The sequence below is a fragment of the Pseudomonas sp. JE3303 genome, assembly GCF_056312565.1.
In genome coordinates this window covers 18,307-33,082 of the sequence record NZ_JBWGIF010000021.1, presented here as the reverse complement: position 1 = coordinate 33,082, position 14,776 = coordinate 18,307, and the positions used below count along the sequence as shown (strand labels likewise).

General features: G+C 61.2%; 19 protein-coding genes. 1 reads left to right on the top strand and 18 read right to left on the bottom strand.

What is annotated here, in order from left to right:
* The 4 genes from AC0ZZU_RS23535 to AC0ZZU_RS23520 all read right to left on the bottom strand — a co-directional run.
* On the bottom strand, nt 1-2,047 hold a 2,047-nt coding region (locus AC0ZZU_RS23535; protein WP_476343770.1), incomplete at its 3' end, for a TipJ family phage tail tip protein.
* Between the two features lie 56 nt (nt 2,048-2,103).
* Nucleotides 2,104-2,691: a tail assembly protein gene (locus AC0ZZU_RS23530; RefSeq protein WP_476343768.1), complete on the bottom strand. Its 588-nt coding sequence runs from the start codon at nt 2,689-2,691 to the stop codon at nt 2,104-2,106.
* Nucleotides 2,692-2,743: 52 nt separating this feature from the next.
* Nucleotides 2,744-3,088 (bottom strand): hypothetical protein, encoded by a 345-nt coding sequence (locus AC0ZZU_RS23525; RefSeq protein WP_476343766.1) that lies wholly within the window; start codon nt 3,086-3,088, stop codon nt 2,744-2,746.
* An 835-nt stretch (nt 3,089-3,923) separates the two neighbouring features.
* Nucleotides 3,924-4,364: a Panacea domain-containing protein gene (locus AC0ZZU_RS23520; RefSeq protein WP_476343765.1), complete on the bottom strand. Its 441-nt coding sequence runs from the start codon at nt 4,362-4,364 to the stop codon at nt 3,924-3,926.
* 259 nt (nt 4,365-4,623) lie between these two features.
* Between AC0ZZU_RS23520 and AC0ZZU_RS23515 the strand changes: the two genes are divergently transcribed.
* Nucleotides 4,624-4,854, top strand: coding sequence for a hypothetical protein (locus AC0ZZU_RS23515; RefSeq protein ID WP_476343763.1), 231 nt, complete (start codon nt 4,624-4,626; stop codon nt 4,852-4,854).
* Nucleotides 4,855-4,973: 119 nt separating this feature from the next.
* Here the strand turns inward: AC0ZZU_RS23515 and AC0ZZU_RS23510 are convergent, their stop codons facing one another.
* Genes AC0ZZU_RS23510 through AC0ZZU_RS23445 form a run of 14 tightly spaced genes read right to left on the bottom strand, consistent with a single transcriptional unit; the run spans nt 4,974 to nt 14,725 of the window.
* A complete protein-coding gene (locus tag AC0ZZU_RS23510; RefSeq protein WP_476343761.1) occupies nt 4,974-5,729 on the bottom strand; it encodes a C40 family peptidase in 756 nt (251 codons plus the stop codon).
* Between the two features lie 2 nt (nt 5,730-5,731).
* Nucleotides 5,732-6,481, bottom strand: coding sequence for a phage minor tail protein L (locus AC0ZZU_RS23505; protein ID WP_476343760.1), 750 nt, complete (start codon nt 6,479-6,481; stop codon nt 5,732-5,734).
* Nucleotides 6,478-6,816, bottom strand: coding sequence for a phage tail protein (locus AC0ZZU_RS23500; protein WP_476343758.1), 339 nt, complete (start codon nt 6,814-6,816; stop codon nt 6,478-6,480). Before AC0ZZU_RS23500 ends, AC0ZZU_RS23505 begins: the two co-directional genes overlap by 4 nt.
* Nucleotides 6,816-10,118 carry a phage tail tape measure protein gene (locus AC0ZZU_RS23495; RefSeq protein ID WP_476343756.1) on the bottom strand — a complete coding sequence of 1,101 codons (3,303 nt, stop codon included), beginning with the start codon at nt 10,116-10,118 and terminating at the stop codon, nt 6,816-6,818. The genes AC0ZZU_RS23500 and AC0ZZU_RS23495 overlap by 1 nt, the downstream gene beginning before the upstream one ends.
* A gap of 43 nt (nt 10,119-10,161) precedes the next feature.
* Nucleotides 10,162-10,395: a hypothetical protein gene (locus tag AC0ZZU_RS23490; RefSeq protein WP_476343754.1), complete on the bottom strand. Its 234-nt coding sequence runs from the start codon at nt 10,393-10,395 to the stop codon at nt 10,162-10,164.
* Nucleotides 10,392-10,736, bottom strand: a complete 345-nt coding sequence (locus tag AC0ZZU_RS23485; protein ID WP_476343752.1) for a hypothetical protein — start codon at nt 10,734-10,736, stop codon at nt 10,392-10,394. The genes AC0ZZU_RS23490 and AC0ZZU_RS23485 overlap by 4 nt, the downstream gene beginning before the upstream one ends.
* A gap of 38 nt (nt 10,737-10,774) precedes the next feature.
* A complete protein-coding gene (locus tag AC0ZZU_RS23480; protein ID WP_476343750.1) occupies nt 10,775-11,275 on the bottom strand; it encodes a hypothetical protein in 501 nt (166 codons plus the stop codon).
* 55 nt (nt 11,276-11,330) lie between these two features.
* Complete coding sequence (locus AC0ZZU_RS23475; RefSeq protein WP_476343748.1) at nt 11,331-11,717, bottom strand: DUF3168 domain-containing protein; 387 nt, start codon at nt 11,715-11,717, stop codon at nt 11,331-11,333.
* A complete protein-coding gene (locus tag AC0ZZU_RS23470) occupies nt 11,710-12,210 on the bottom strand; it encodes an HK97-gp10 family putative phage morphogenesis protein (protein WP_476343747.1) in 501 nt (166 codons plus the stop codon). The genes AC0ZZU_RS23475 and AC0ZZU_RS23470 overlap by 8 nt, the downstream gene beginning before the upstream one ends.
* A 3-nt stretch (nt 12,211-12,213) precedes the next feature.
* Complete coding sequence (locus AC0ZZU_RS23465; RefSeq protein ID WP_476343746.1) at nt 12,214-12,384, bottom strand: hypothetical protein; 171 nt, start codon at nt 12,382-12,384, stop codon at nt 12,214-12,216.
* Nucleotides 12,385-12,392: 8 nt separating this feature from the next.
* A complete protein-coding gene (locus AC0ZZU_RS23460) occupies nt 12,393-12,713 on the bottom strand; it encodes a phage head closure protein (RefSeq protein ID WP_476343744.1) in 321 nt (106 codons plus the stop codon).
* The gene (locus AC0ZZU_RS23455) at nt 12,713-13,054 is read right to left on the bottom strand and encodes a head-tail connector protein (RefSeq protein WP_476343742.1); all 342 of its coding nucleotides are present in this window, start codon (nt 13,052-13,054) and stop codon (nt 12,713-12,715) included. Before AC0ZZU_RS23455 ends, AC0ZZU_RS23460 begins: the two co-directional genes overlap by 1 nt.
* 1 nt (nt 13,055) lies before the next feature.
* A complete protein-coding gene (locus AC0ZZU_RS23450; RefSeq protein WP_476343740.1) occupies nt 13,056-13,472 on the bottom strand; it encodes a hypothetical protein in 417 nt (138 codons plus the stop codon).
* Nucleotides 13,473-13,531: 59 nt separating this feature from the next.
* Nucleotides 13,532-14,725 carry a phage major capsid protein gene (locus AC0ZZU_RS23445; RefSeq protein ID WP_476343738.1) on the bottom strand — a complete coding sequence of 398 codons (1,194 nt, stop codon included), beginning with the start codon at nt 14,723-14,725 and terminating at the stop codon, nt 13,532-13,534.
* Nucleotides 14,726-14,776 lie beyond the last annotated feature (51 nt).

Below are 14,776 nucleotides of genomic sequence, written 5' to 3'. Positions count from 1 at the left end.
TCACGTCAACCGAGGTCGTCCCGGTGCGCTGCAGTCGAATCCAGTTGCCGTTGTCCTTGCGCCATTCCACGTCGTACGCCACAGCCCCGTTCACGGCGGGCCATGCGATCGTCATGGTGTTGACCGCGATGCCTTGGTCCACGGCATAGTCCGACGTGAGAGTGACGCTCGCCGGCGGCTGCACAGTCGTCACCGGGATAATGCTGATCGGACGCTGCTCGAGCTTCGCCCCGGTGTCGATCGCGGCGAATTTGCTTGGATTGAACTCGAGCGCGGTGATCTCATACTCGCCCTCCTGGGTGCGCGCGGTCTTCAGTACGCGGAACAGCTGGACCGCAAGGTCGTCGTAGTCGATCGCCCACTGCAGCTCCGGCTCCGGCTGTACGCCGTACTCCGTTGTCACGGTTACAGCGCGGCCGCTGACCGACTGCACGGTGCGAGCCTGGGCGGTTCCGTTCGGTAGGTTCAAAATCAGGCGGTCACCAGCCTTGATCGGCGTGTCGCGGTCCAGGGTTACCACCCGGCCAGCTGCTGCCGAGATCCGCCCACCGTTCGGGCGACCAGCTACAAGCTCGTCCGCAACCGGGATGACATAGCCGGGCAGCGGAATGCGGCCCTCTAGACCAGTCTTGAAGGTAACGGTGCGATCCTGGCTATTGCTCAGTAGCGCCCACTTGCCGCGGCGCTGTGCTTCAGATGCACGGGTGCAGCCGATGGCCGAGATTTCGATCGGACGATCACGGTACCGGCGCTGCAGCGCTAGGTCGGTGACCGGGATGACGTCAGTGTCGAAGTTGTTGGCCGGGTTGTCGTAGCTGACGAGCGCCCGGCTGTAGTGGGTATTGCGCTCGGCGCCCCCGTATACGAAGTCGCCGTCGATGACGTTCGACCGGGTGAAGACGTAGTCGATGTCCTGCGCACGCGGCATGTCTGCCTGCATGAACAGCGAGCCGTGAGCCCAATACACCATGCCACGGTAGATGGCGGACAGGTCGCGAAGCAACGTCCAGGCTTCGGCGCGTCCCTGCAGGTTCATGTCGCACAGGAACCGTGGCTCCTGCCCCCCTACCCCATTGGGTACCTGCTGGTCGCAGTACTGGGCGATGCGGTACATCTCCCATTTGTCGACCATCCACGACTTGATGCGCTTACCCAGGCCGAAGCGGTCCTCAACGCATACTCCGTAGGTCACGAACGCTGGGTTGTTGGTCCAGGCCTGCTTGAAGGTGCCGTCCCAGATGCCGGTATAGGTGCGGGTGATCGGGTCGTAATTGCTCGGTACCGGCCAGCGCTTGGCGTTGCAGTCGACGGTCACCGCGGGGATGTTCTGGAACTGCTGGGCATCGAACTCGATGTAGAGCAGCGCCGTGTTCGGGTAGCGCAGTTTCTCGTCGATGATCTCGGTGTAGCCAGCAATGGTCATCGTGTCGGCGATGGTGCCTTTGTTGGCGTTCGGCGTGAGCCGACGAACCCGCATCATCCAACCTGAGACTGCCTTGGGGAGGTTGACGCGCACGGACCGCTGGTAGCCATTGGTGGTCTTGCCGTCAACGGCACCACGATGCGCCTCAACGTAGGCGCCGCCATCAGTAGCGATGTCAATGGCGTACTCGATGCGATAGCCATTGGTGTTGCCGTTGCTATCTTGCTGGGCCAGGCGTGGCCACGACATGCGAACGCGCACAGCGGAGAGCTGGGTGTCACTCAGGGCGCGGGTGAATGGGTTGTCGCTGCGCAGTTCGACACCTACGGTGGTCTCGTTCTCTACAGCGGGAATGCCTTGAATGTAGTCTTGCTCGACACTGCCAGGGCGCCATTCCCATTTCACGCCTGGGAAGTTGACGTTACCGGAGGCATCCATGATGGGCGTGTTGTCGAGGTAGATGTCGCGGTCACTTGGGGTGCCGTCAAACTCGCCCTCACCCACGGCCAGCAGGATCTTGGCGATGTTGGTCGACTGAAGGCTGTCAGGTGCTTCGACGGGCGTTTTAGGCTTGCTCTCGCCGCCCTTGGCGCCGGTAATATCCAGGTGAGCTGCTGCGCCCATGCTTTCCTCCGGGCAATAACAAACCGCCCTTAGGCGGCTGGTCTGCTGAATTGGCACTAAGCCTTGTCTTGCGCCTCGATCGAGGCAGAAATGATCGCCCCGCCCCAGCGGCGCTTGCCGATGCAGATCGGAACAGGGTTGCCGCTGGCGGTAGTGTTCTTGGCTGAGCCGAAGGCGTAGGACGGCAGGTTTTCAGGAGAGCCGCTTTGCGAAAGACCCTGGGCTTGCGGACTGAGCATCTGCACCACGCCGCCCAGCGTCATGGAAAGGCCTGCGTAGAATGCCGATGGCCCTAGCCAGATGGCGGATACCATCAATGCAATGCCAATGACTGTTTGAAGGATCCCGCCACGCTTGCTGCCGTGCACCACCGGTACGATTCGAACGTCCTGAGTGCCCCGCAGATTCATCTCGTCCATACCGATGTTCTTTCGATTGCGGAAGATGGCAAAGCGCAAGCCTAGCCTATCAAGTCGCCTGATCTCATCTTCGAAACCCTGCAGCGTCGCCTTTAGAGCCTTGAAAACCTCCCAAGTCTCTCCGCTATCTAGCTGCCGGCGGTGCGTGCGCCCAAACTTCTGGGCCAGCGACCCCGAGAGCTTGATCACGGTCATTGGTTCATGGTTTGCCGTGGCGAGTGCCATGCTTTCTCCAGACATAAAAAAACCGCCCGGAGGCGGCATGTTCATATTCAGCTTACAGGCATGACCTGACAGCGTTCTCTACAGCAGTTCGCCCTGGCATTGCAGACCACGGCATGCGCTGTCGAAGAGCTATAGAGCTGCCGGTTGGTGACTTGGTGATATCAAGGAGCTCATCTGCCATGCTGCTGTTCGCCACCCATAAGCGGTAGCCGTTTTCTGTCTCCACCATCAATGACTCCGTTCTGGCACCCTGCCATTTTGGAAAAACGCAAAGAGCGTATTTCTTCGGATCTTTCGTTGATGCAGCGCTGATTGAAGGTTCATTGCTCTCAAGATCTGCGGTCGTTACACACCCCGCCAGCAACGCCAGCCCCACTGCTCCGATCAGAATTCGCATGTAGCCCCCGCTATTTACGGTAGAAGCGATAGAAGACTGTGTTGTGAGCATACCGGCGCCTGCAGAACTTTGTGCAGGCCAAGGCCAGCGCCCCGAAAACAATCCCGAACACCGCCCAGAGAATTGCCGATTGGTCTGTGATGTAGAGGTGAACCACTTTGGAGGCGTACCAGCCCGCGAGAATGCATAGGATCCCAACGAAGGCAGTGATGCCTCGAGGTGTGCCGTACCGAATTTCAGCCTGGCAGCCCCGACATACATGAGCGCCCCATGGCACTTGGTTCATACAGTGGGGGCAGGTAACGGTGTGATTGGATGCCACGGTCTCATTCCTTGAATGGTGGATAGGCCGGGCAGTTTACGGGAAATCCAATTTCGCGACAGCAGATGCCAAAAGCCCAGCGCGGGGCTGGGTTTTGTATCAGTGCTTATAAAGCTTGAATTCGCGGTCGATCCAAATTACGTGAAAAATTCGACCACTCCTATATCCAACCATTGCCACCAGGTCGAAGGCACGGAACGCTAACAACCTTACATCATCGGTGATGAAGGATGGTATCCCAGCCCTGATGATCCCCAACGGGATCGTCTCAGTTCCGTAACCATGTTTATCGAGCTGCCTGATTTCTCGCCAAGTGCATTGACTGATGCGCCGTATGCGATCCAACATTTTGGACCTCTCCTCCTGCTGGCAGTCTTGTATGCACCAGCCACTTTGGAGGAATTCAAAAGAAAAAACCGGCGGTCTGTTATCCGAATCATCAGTCTCGCTGGAAGATTGCCGAGCTTTGATTTGCTGGCCGCTAGATCGCCTATCCCGAAGCCTGCCCATAAGTCAATTTACCAAATGATCACGGAAGTAACGTGCCATTTGGTCCTGAGGTATCTCTCGACTGAAGACGCCCTCTTTGTAGTTATCGCACCACGGATCTTCCTCGTGGGTCAGCTGGCGAAGCTTCCAAGCTGAGTATTGACCGTAGACGTCATAGACTTCTTCGATTAAACGCCGCTCTTCTCTCGTAAAAGCAGAGATTTTGAAGTCATTGGACGGGGGGATAGGATTGGAGCCAAACCTGCTGAAGCGGTGATAGAGATCTGGCACAACAGGGCCGTGCATCCACGCCTCAATGCGGTCCGTGAAAAGAGGTCTGTCCAACAGAGCAAGGCTAAAGCCCTGGGCGTAGTAGACCAGCTTTTGAAGCTTCAGATTTGAGATCTCGCCCTCATCCCCTTCCAAAATGAGGAAATATTCAGCCACATCAATGCTACTTAGCATTCGGCCCTCCGCTTTGGTCGGTAAAGTGAAATCGGTCGATGCCGTAAAGGTGGGGGCGAAGTCTGCCGGAGTCAAGCATCGGCGTCAAACATCATGCTCCCAGGCGTGATGCGGCCTTCTGCTCGCCGTCAGTCAGCACTGGATGCAAAGCCAGTGGCGCGCCAGCATTTCGCCATAGTAGCTTGGCACCTCCAACGAACCGCCCCGGTCCGTTGCCGAAAAGCCCATGGACTGGGGTATTGATGACCTAGGAGGTCAAATGCAAACTGTAGATCAGCGCTTGCAGGTGCTCGAGCAGGCTATGAACAGCGTCCCATCCGCCGTACTAAACGCCCTGCTTGCGGTTGTTACAGCCCTCAACAAGCAGGGCTCTATCGATAAAGTGTCCCTGAAGCAAGATCTGGAAGAGCTGAAGTCCGTTCAGATCGAGAACGGAAATTCGGCTGCGTACCAGGAGATCATCTCGCTGGTGCAGTCGAGAATTTCGTAAGAAGTCTGTCGGCACCTGCCACGGCGGGTGCCCCCAAACCAAGACCTGCAGCCGCCTTCAAGCCATTACGTAAGACAACAGTTTTCATCTCCACGTATTTCTCCTGCGGCCTGGCCGCTTCATTTAGCGCCGCGATGACGCAACACAAGGCGCGTCCGGTCGAGCCAGGGCCCGCCGAACACGATGATTTCTGATGGCCTGCCGAACAGGTGGTGCAGCATGAACGGGCCTGGCCCGTACACTTCGACCTGCTCGCCAGGCAGCTGAGGATCGCCGCCCAGGTAGATGCCAGCGTGGTTGGGGTGAGCAGTGCGCCCAACCGACATGACGATCATGTCGCCGCGCTGCGGCTGGTTGACCCGGTAGAAGCCGGCGGCCTCATAGGCCTGCTCATACAAACTCGGGCCGTCGGCCTGCTCCCACCAGCCTTCCTCACGCACGTACGCCGGAAACTCCAGCCCCCACTCGCGCTGGTACCAGTCCGCGCAAACCTGCCAGCAATCCCAGGCGCCGTGCACGAACGACCTATTCAGCAGCGGCGTATTGCCGGACGGCGTAATGCTGCGCAAGTCTCCCTCCGGCCAGGACAAGATGTGCCAGGGCACGCCCGTGCCCTCGCACATGGCCAGGTCCCGCGACGATGGCCGGCTTGTAGCGTCCGGGTGCGAATGAACGATGCCGATCACCTCGCCCTGGTCTTCGGCAGCCGCGTACTGCTCTGGCGAGATCCGAAACTCCTCGGCGGGCTCGCTCGCGCTGTTCTCGCAGGCGATGTATCGGTGCGCTCTGCCGACGGCAATGATCAGTCCGCAGCACTCGCGCGGGTATTCCGCCGCGGCGTGAGCTTGCACTGCGGCCAGGATGTGTTTGCGCATGGTCAACTCCGGGCGATCAAGGAGACGGCAGGGAAGCCGCCGAAAGGCAACTGGTTGCCCTGGCCGAAACGAACGGTGCAGCCTGTGTCCAGGCAGCCGTTGCATTGGTCCTTGGCGGGGTCATCCGTCGGGTTGCCGTCCAGGTCGTAGTAAGGGCCGGTGTAACCGCAGTTCGGCCCGCGGTATCCGGCGGTCATGGCCCAGTGGCACAGCTGCGTCATCTGTCGGCCGATGGTTTCGCCGCCGACATCGCCGGGGCTGGCCAGCTCCCAGGCAACCGTGGTGCCGTTCTCGGACACCTTCTGGTCGATGTACCAGACCTCGATTGCTTCTTCGGTCGGGTCGGCCTCTGGGCTCCCACCAGGGAAGTTGGCGGCGTCCAAGTACTGGGCCAGGGTGTGACGCATGGTCAGCTGGAACTCGAGCAGGTTATCGAAGGCCAGGCACAGCGCAGTAATCCGGCCGTTGACGTTTCCGACGGTGAGCGTGGGCCGCACCGCGGTACCGTCCGAATTGGCTTCGATACCGTCGATCTGCATGGGCCAGGCCCCGTACTCATTGCCCTGCCACCAGATCGACTTGGCCGGCAGCTGATCGGCGTCGGCGCCGGCAGCGGCGAGCTCCTCGGGCGTATGCGGGATGGCATGCCCATGGAACCGCAGCACGTCGGCACCGAAGTCCGAGCCGTCCAGCTCGAACAGCAGGATCTCTGCGCCAGGCTCCAGCTTCTGCAGCTGCGTGATCAAACTCATGGATGGAACGCTCTCTCAAAGGTTGCCGTCAGCACCACGACGCCTCCTGGCTTGCGCTGCTGTCGGAAGGTTTCGCAGCGGTACATGCCAAGCACTCCCTCGGGGTTGGTCCACAGGAACGACTTGGCACCGCGATGGCGACGTATGAATGCGATGGCGGGCGCGATCTCGTCGGCCAGCCCGCCGAATGACAGGGCCCAGCTGTCCGACTCGCCATTCAGCCCATCACTGGAGACTTGGACATAACCATCGCCGAACTGCGACTTTCTGGTCCGAAGGGTACTGTCGCCACCGGCCTCATCGTCAGGGATCCAGGTAAATGTCTCGATTGCCATCAGCGCCTCCCGGTGCTGTTGCGGTGGCTGACGCCGCCGGGTCGCCAAGACACCGCGATCGCGCGCTCTGCCACCCCTTCCATCTGCTGTTGCAGGTTCTGCTGCAACGCTGCGCTGTCCAGCTCCATCCCGTCATTGCTCCGATCCTCAAGGGTGACGGCCACGGGAACGCTGACTTGCACGACCGTTGACCCCGAACCCGCCCCGCCCACCATCTGTACGCCCAGCGATCCATTCGCGCCGCGGGCCAGCGGCATGATTGCCTCGGGGCCAGCCTCACCCAAGACGCCGGTACCGCCACCGCCTAGGCCGAACGCGGTTGGCTTGCTGACAATGCTGTTGGTGAACGCGCCGCCCTTGGCGAAAAATTGCACACCCCCATCCCACGCGCCGCCCTTGGCCTGCGTCACACCAGACCAGTTGCTTAAATAATCAGAGCTGTAACCCGCCTGGGAGGCGCCAAGGTCTGAGGAGATCGCGCCAGCCGACCCTGCTGCCATTCCGTTACCACCCCCACCAAGCCAGGCGCCCGCAGCGGAGATGCCTACTCCGACCAGCCCACTGAGCAGCGAACTTGCGGCCTGCTGGCTGGCGATCCGGGCCATGTCCGAAATCACGCTGACGGTAAAGCTCTTGAAGTTGGCCTTCCCTGTCATGGCGAACTCGGCTACCGCATCTCGGGCCGAGTTGAAGCCTGTGGTGAGCATGTCGTCGGTTGCGCCAGCCACGTTCGCTGCATCGGCCTGGATATTGGCCCAGGCTCGCTTGGCGCCGTTGCGGTAATCCCGCTGCGCCAGCAGGCGCGCGTCGAAGCCGTCGAGCTCCATCTGCAGCTCGCGCGCCTGGTAATCCGCCAGGTCGGCCAGGCGCTGCTGATAGGCATCCTGGCTGAGCCTGCGGGACACGTCCTCCTGCTGCTCCTCCAGTTGCCGGCGCGCGTCGGCATACTTCTGCCGCACCGCGTTCAGGCGATCGGCTTCCTCCCGTTGGTCATCCCCCATGCCCACGCCAGCGACATCTGCATTGATGGCGTCCTGGCGGGTCTGCAGCACCACCTCCATGGCCTTGCGATAGGCATCCGCGCTGTTGCGCCGTTGCTCGGCCAGCTTCTTCTCTTCCTCGGCCTGCTTCTGGATGGCCGGGTCGGCGTAGGCCGTGTTGAGGTTCCTGATGCCGAACTCCATCTCGGCGGCGGTGATCTTGCCAGCGGTCTGGGCCTTGCGCAGTCCCTGAACGCCTTCTACCAGGTCCGTCAGGCGCTTCTTCTCCGGCAGCGCGCGGTCGATGATCGCGTCGAGGGCCTTGATCTCATCCTTGAGCGCCTTGGTGCGGTCCTTGCTGCTGTCGGTGGCAGCTTTGTTGGCGTTCTTCTGCGCCTCGATCGCGCTGGCTGCCGACAGGATCGCCTGCCGGTCGGTGTCTGTGAGGTCGGCATTTTCGGCCAGGTAGCGGTTGGCGATCTTGGTCGCATCGCCATTATCCTGCAGGCCGGCCAGCTGCTTCTGCAGCGTTTCCAGATAGGTCTGGCCTGCCGAGCTCATGCCCGCCTTGGCGGCGTTGTTGGCCTGGGTAGCCGAGGTGTTCTGATCGGTGACCCCGGTGAGCACACGCAGCGTTTCGGCAATCAGGCTGGAGCGCTGATCGGCATCGCTGACGGCGCCGGCCTGGGTGATCCATTGCTGCACCGTTCCGGCAGGTAGCTGCAGGCGCGCACTGACTTCTTGCAGGATTGGGGACAAACCCCGTCCCGCAGCCCGTGCTTCGTTGAGCCTATCGATGAGCCCTTGGTATTCAGCGAGCTGCCGGTTGTACTGGCCGTTGGAGTCACGCACCGGCGCGGTGACGACGGCAGAACGGATTGACTGGGCCAGGTCGCCGTAGGCGTCCTTGACCTTGTCCGCCGCATTGACCTGCTCCTGTTGCCACTTGACCAGCGACGCCTCGCGCTGGTCGCGGTTGAGCTTTTCGAACTCCTCTCGCAACTGCGCGACGGGTTTGTGCATTTCCTCCAGGCTGACGCCAGCCTGGTCGGCATTGTTGCTCAGCAGCAGGAAGCTCGCCGCCGCCGTGCCGGCCAATAGGGCGAGGCCCATCGGCCCGCCCAAAATACCGAGTAGGCCAGCGCTGACAGTGCGAAGTCCAGCCTGAGCAGTTGCTACTGCAGCAGTAGCCGCCGCTTCGCGCTGCCGAGCCTGAGCCAGCTGGATGGACATCTGCGTCTGTACCGCGGTACCGCGCGCCGCCGCAGCCTCGCGAGAGGCCAGGATGGTCGCGGTTTCAGCCTTGCGCTGATCGGCGATGGCTGCTTGCAGCACGGCGTCGGCCTGCGCGATACGCGCCGCCCGGTCAGCCAGCGCTGCTTTCACGGCCAGCCCAGACTTCGCGACGTAATTGGTCAAGGCCGCGACGCCCGCGCCAGCCATGGCCACGGCCACCAGGTCGACGTTGTCGGCCAGAGTAATGAGCACGCTCGCAAGGCCGGCCACAGCCCCCGTCTGCTCTTCCATCCCCCCCAAGAAGCTCTGGATGGCATTGGTGATGTTCACCATCGCATCCTGCACGCTGGTGGACATGTCGGCCGCCGCCTGGCGATTGGTCTCGACGGTGCTCAGCAGTCCCGTGTTGATGTCGTCGAGCGATAGTTTGCCCTCGACGCCTAGCTTGCGGATTGCCTCGGCGCTCTTGCCAGTGGCGGTTGCGATTGCGGTGACGATGGTTGGCATGGCGTCCTGGATCGACACCCAGCCGTCAGCCTCAACCTTGCCCGTCTGCAGCGCCTTCGAATAGGCGTCGAGCGCAGAGCCAGCTTTGTCAGCCGCTGCAGCGTTGGTCACCAGGAGGAAGCTGAAGCTGTCAGTGATGTCGAGCGTCTGCTGGGTGTTAAAACCCAGGCTACGCATAACGTCCGCTGTGCGGATGTACAGCTCCTGGGCCTCGGCCAGGGGCCGGTAGGTTTCTTGGGCTGTGCGCAGCAGGTGCTCCTGCACCATCTGGTACTCGCCGGCGCTGCCAGCGGCGGCCTTCATGCGGTCGGACATCTGACCGTAGGCGTCGACCTGCTTGATGATACCGCCGATTATGCCGGCACCGGCCACAGCCGCCAGCGCGCCGCGCATGAGTACGCCAGCCTGCTGCGCAGCACTTGCGGTGCTGTCGAATGCGGAGTCGACCTGCGCCAGGTTGCGGTCGATCGACTGGGTGGTTTTCGCAACCACCTGGTCTGCGCTGGCCAGTTCGCGGCGCAGCTGCGCCGTGGTGGCCTCAATCTGGACCAGCATCCCCTGGACTTGTTGGTCGGCCATGCAAATCTCCAAGCACAAAAACCGCCCGAAGGCGGCATGCTGTCTACGGTTTTGGCCTCCCTCGCAGGAAGCTCTTCAACTTGTCCGCAACGCTTTCACGTTTCGGGGTAGCGGTTGGGGCCTGAGCCTCGCCTTGCCCGCGTCCAGTCCAGTCGAGCCGGGCATCGAGCGCGAGCATGATCTGCGGGATCGGGGTGTGCCACGCGGTGTCGGGCGGCCAGCCAAGCCAGCCGGTGGCCACGCCGAACAGGTAGTCGACGTAGCTGCCGTTTTTCACTGCGCTGTGCTGGCCGCCTCGTCCTTTCCCCGGGTGGCCACGCTCGGCGGCACCGGATTGAGCAGGACGGTGATGAACTCGGTCAGCTGCGCCGATACCTTGGCCACGCCCGTGTGAAAGACCTCACCAGCGATGACAGCGTGCTGGTCTGGCTTCAGGTCCGCGCCTGCGACCAGGATGTCGGCGCAAGCGGCGATGCTCATCAGCCGCATGGATTCCAGCGCCCCGCGCAATCCGCCGAAGCGGGTTTCAATACGCAGAGCCGCATCCAGCGTTGGTTTCAGGGTATAGCTGCGGGCGCCGATCACCAGCGTGACGGTGCCATGCAAGGCTTCGCTCATTGGGGTTCTCACAGAAAGGGACAGGTTCAGCCCGTCGATTACGGGGCAGCCGGGGCGGCTGGGATTTCGATGATGTCGGTGTTGATCGCCAGCGTGACGTTGCGGCGCACCACGTTGTCGGCAGCGCCCGGGGCCACAGTGTTGTTCATCACCTTCACTCCGTAATAGAACGTGGTGGGCAGGATTACTGGACTTGCATCCGGGTCGCCGTCGTTGAGGGTGACCTTGATGTTGTAGTTGCCCTTGGAGCGATCCTTGTGAGCAACTGCCACAGCCTTCTGGCCAGCATCGCCGTTATCCAGACCCACCGTCATCGTCATGTTCCCTGCATCAGCAGTGCCCTTGTACTTGCGCACCCGACCATTGGACAGGGAGGTGAAGTTCACCGGGTTGAACGTGTCACCGAATTCGCCCAGATCTTCGATCTCACCAACATCTACATAGGTGTCGGCCTTGTACTCGGTTTCGGTATCAGCCCCGGTCTTGCCGCCGATGGCGAGGCGGCAGCCGGCGGCTGTGTTGAGATTGTCTTCGGCCATGGGGATTCCTCCAAAGGCTCATTGGATTGAAGCCGCGGCGCGGCCGGTGGGTGATTCAGTGAGTGGTGATCACGCGGACCGTGATTGCACCCTGGTAGGTAACGCCGTCGGCATCGCGCTGGGCGTCGGCCTGCAGGACACGGACCGATACGGCCCGGCCGACCTCCAGCGGAAGCCGCCTTTCATCGAGCGCAGCAACAATTTCGCCGTTGATGCGCTTTACCTCGGCCTGGCCGATTGCATCGGACCAGACCGAGAGGTAAATCAACCGCTGCTCTCGCTTGCGCCCGGCGATTGGCCGAGTGTTCGTTGATATCTCTCGGTCGATCGAAACATAGGGCATCGACGCATTCATCGGTGCGCCGTCATATACCGGGCAACTGACCTCCGCCTGGAGCCTGGCAAACATGGCTACCTGCAGGGCAACAGACGGATCAGGCATTGCCCACCCCCTGAATGGCCTTGCGAAGCGTGCGCTGCACTGCGGCCTCGATGTCGGCCAGTACAAAGTCACGGTTGACCTGTATCGCCGGACGGAGCCAAGGGTGCGCAGGCCTAGCCGGGATGTCCGGATTTTTGCCAAAGAAGTGCGTGCCATCGGTTTTGTTGGTCGCCCGACGATTTCGGTTACCCGCCCGCTTGCCGCCGACATAACCCTTCGTGCCGTACTCGAGAAATTTCAGGTAATAGAACCGTCGATTATCTTTCTTCCCACGGATGCCGATTTGAGCATCAAGGCCGCTGGCCGAGACAAATGCAGTGAGGGCAGCCGCCGCCGCACCGGTGTCCTTGGGCACGAGTTCCTGCATGGTTTTCAGTACCCGCGCTGCAGCCTGCACCATGGACGGCTTGATCTCGTTATCCATGTTTGTATGAATGTTGCGCAGCAGTCGACGTAGCTTGAAATCCCCCTTGATCCTGGAGCGACGCGCCATGGCCTACTCCTTTGCCTGTTCAGCCTTCGCAGGCTTCTCGGCCTTCTCGGTGACTTCCTCGGCATAGCCGCGAGCAATGAGGCCTTTTCCTACATCTGCAGTCACTTCGAAAGTCTCGCCTTTTTCCCGTTCGCCGACGGCGCCGGAGAGCGGGCCAAGTGCACGAATTTTCATATCTCACCTCATGGATTGGGGACTGTTGAGCACAGCAGGCGCATCATGGTCCGTTCGTTGTCTATCAAGGGAGCGCGGACCTCATAGGTCACCCCTTGCGAGGTCAGGCGCCATCCGGCAGCGATATCAGCGCGAGGCCTGATGCGTATCTCTGCAGTGATGACCGCTTGCAGCTGCTCTGCCACGGCGGACACGCGCCCGGTTGGCATGGTGATCTCGGCCCAGACTTTGCCGACGTCGACCCATACTTGGGTGGCTCCGCCCGAGCTGTTTCGCACCATTTGAGATACCGCCAGGATGCAGCGATGACGTAATGGCCCGGCGCGCATCACACCCCCCAGCCGACGCGGTACGGCGTCAGCAGCGTGCGAGAGCCCATCGGCAGCTCGCTCGCAATGGTTCCAACCACCACATCCTCACGATTGGCGTAGAGGCTGCCCAGGATCAACAGGCAGGCCGCACGGATTGAGGGGTTGATCAAGACAGGATCCTTCCCCGCCTCCCCAGACAGTACGGCCGCAGACAGGGTGTCGGCATCGCTGAAGAAGCGGCGATTCAGGAACCGTGCAGCGCTGTCTTCCGCCGCCGCGAGGAGCAACTCAACGTGCGCACGGTCATCGTCCTCCGCACGCACATGCTGCATGGCCTCATCCGTCGGAATGACGTTCATGTCAGGCCTTCGGCTTCTTGTCAGTGGCCAGGCCGGCGGCAATCAGCGAAACCGCATCATGCTTCGGCGACTTGTAGCCTTTGCCACCTGCACGCCGAATTTCCTTTCCGTCCAGGTAGCTGCGCAGGGGGTAGATAGTTACCTCGCCTTTGTCGTCAGCGTTGACCTCGAGCAGAGGCTCGGCCGAATGACTTTCTTGCATGGTGATCGTAGCGCCGCCAGCAGTGTCGGAACCTGCTGGCTGTCCCTGGCCAGCTTCGGAACCGCCTAGGGCAGTGGTGGAGGTTTCACTGCCTGTGTCGGATTCATTGGGTGAAGCCGCTCCTGCACCATCGGAAACGACGGTGGAGGCCCCAGGATCGTTGGCCTGACCGGTCTCGGGAGCTTTTGCAGCAGGGGTTGCAGTGGTACGTGCCATGTCAGTATCTCCTGGAGCAGCGAGGAGGCCGCCCGCAGGCGGCGCTCAGAAGGAAAGAATTACGCGCCGGTCAGCGGACCAGTAACGAAGGCTTCCGGGCGATACACGGCGAACGCCAAGCGCTCTTCGGCGCGGATGGTCACCATGTTTTTCTCGAAATCGTCGGCGTTCTCCGTCGAGACCAGCACTTCGATACCCATGCGATCGAAGATCTGGGCAGCCAGGTTGAAAGCACCGACCAGGAACTGGTCCTGCACAATGGCTTGAGTCTCAACAACCGGAAGATTCCAGAGACGCGGTGAAGTGCCCTCCTGAGGCTTGCCGATGATGTAACGGCCTTCGCCATCCTTCAGCAGCTCGATGGCAGCCCAGTCGATCGGGTTCAACACGATCCCGGTCGACGGGAACTCAGCCAACATGGCCTGCAGAAGGGCCAGGCGGATCCGGTCGATACGCTGCTCTGCCTCAACGATGATGCCGCTAGGGGTAGCGTAAGCCTGAGCCTGAGGGATGATGCCTTTCAGGTTGTTGCCCGTACCGTTGCCATAGAGCAGCTGCGCCTCCTCAGCCAGCAGCAGGCCATAGCGGGCACGAGCGTCGATGTAGCTTTGCAGTGCGGAGGCGTCGTCCAGGATCTGACGGCTACCCTTGAACAGGTGCGCGATGGTACGGACGTTCGCGTTTTCCAAGCCGAAGGTCAGTTCGCTGTAAGGCTTCGCCAACCCTTCACCAACGATCGCGGCATTGTTGGTGAAGCCGGTCTCGCGGACATACTCCACTGCGTTGCTGTCAGTGGTTCCTGGCGCAACCAAGTCACGGATGGTGAGTCGACGCTGCGGAGCGAGGACAACGCCGACCCGATCAGTCTGCACCAAGGGGCCACCAGAGGTCGGAACCGAAGTGATCGCTGCGCGCGGCACTTCTACTCGCCGGGAGCCACGGAACGAGCTGGTCACCCCTTCTTCAGCCATTTTCGCAGCCACAAGGTGGCCAGCCGACTGCTGGACCTCAGGTTCATGCCGCTTGCCAGCATTGACCAGCTTCTGCTCGGCATCCTGCATCCGCGCTTGCAGTTCGCCTTGCTTCAACAGCAGTTCGTCGACCTTGGCGCGGGTCTCGGTCTGCATTTCACCGGAGGCCTTGATCTCCTTCTCGGTACGCTCGGCATAGGTCTTGATCTGGTCGCCTACGGCTTTCAGATCGGCTTGGGTCTGCTTCTGGGAAGCTTCGATTTGGGAAAGATCAACGGGCATGGTTATGTCCTTTCAGAAATGAAAAAACCGCCAGCAGGCGGCTTGTAAACG

Excerpts from the sequence above, each read along its gene's own strand:
- AC0ZZU_RS23495 (WP_476343756.1), bottom strand. The coding sequence starts at position 10,118 with ATGGCCGACCAACAAGTCCAGGGGATGCTGGTCCAGATTGAGGCCACC.
- AC0ZZU_RS23450 (WP_476343740.1), bottom strand. The coding sequence starts at position 13,472 with ATGGCACGTACCACTGCAACCCCTGCTGCAAAAGCTCCCGAGACCGGT.
- AC0ZZU_RS23515 (WP_476343763.1), top strand. The coding sequence starts at position 4,624 with ATGCAAACTGTAGATCAGCGCTTGCAGGTGCTCGAGCAGGCTATGAAC.
- AC0ZZU_RS23525 (WP_476343766.1), bottom strand. The coding sequence starts at position 3,088 with ATGCGAATTCTGATCGGAGCAGTGGGGCTGGCGTTGCTGGCGGGGTGT.
- AC0ZZU_RS23465 (WP_476343746.1), bottom strand. The coding sequence starts at position 12,384 with ATGAAAATTCGTGCACTTGGCCCGCTCTCCGGCGCCGTCGGCGAACGG.
- AC0ZZU_RS23510 (WP_476343761.1), bottom strand. The coding sequence starts at position 5,729 with ATGCGCAAACACATCCTGGCCGCAGTGCAAGCTCACGCCGCGGCGGAA.
- AC0ZZU_RS23505 (WP_476343760.1), bottom strand. The coding sequence starts at position 6,481 with ATGAGTTTGATCACGCAGCTGCAGAAGCTGGAGCCTGGCGCAGAGATC.
- AC0ZZU_RS23455 (WP_476343742.1), bottom strand. The coding sequence starts at position 13,054 with ATGAACGTCATTCCGACGGATGAGGCCATGCAGCATGTGCGTGCGGAG.
- AC0ZZU_RS23460 (WP_476343744.1), bottom strand. The coding sequence starts at position 12,713 with ATGCGCGCCGGGCCATTACGTCATCGCTGCATCCTGGCGGTATCTCAA.
- AC0ZZU_RS23530 (WP_476343768.1), bottom strand. The coding sequence starts at position 2,691 with ATGGCACTCGCCACGGCAAACCATGAACCAATGACCGTGATCAAGCTC.
- AC0ZZU_RS23480 (WP_476343750.1), bottom strand. The coding sequence starts at position 11,275 with ATGGCCGAAGACAATCTCAACACAGCCGCCGGCTGCCGCCTCGCCATC.
- AC0ZZU_RS23475 (WP_476343748.1), bottom strand. The coding sequence starts at position 11,717 with ATGCCTGATCCGTCTGTTGCCCTGCAGGTAGCCATGTTTGCCAGGCTC.
- AC0ZZU_RS23445 (WP_476343738.1), bottom strand. The coding sequence starts at position 14,725 with ATGCCCGTTGATCTTTCCCAAATCGAAGCTTCCCAGAAGCAGACCCAA.
- AC0ZZU_RS23470 (WP_476343747.1), bottom strand. The coding sequence starts at position 12,210 with ATGGCGCGTCGCTCCAGGATCAAGGGGGATTTCAAGCTACGTCGACTG.
- AC0ZZU_RS23485 (WP_476343752.1), bottom strand. The coding sequence starts at position 10,736 with ATGAGCGAAGCCTTGCATGGCACCGTCACGCTGGTGATCGGCGCCCGC.
- AC0ZZU_RS23520 (WP_476343765.1), bottom strand. The coding sequence starts at position 4,364 with ATGCTAAGTAGCATTGATGTGGCTGAATATTTCCTCATTTTGGAAGGG.
- AC0ZZU_RS23500 (WP_476343758.1), bottom strand. The coding sequence starts at position 6,816 with ATGGCAATCGAGACATTTACCTGGATCCCTGACGATGAGGCCGGTGGC.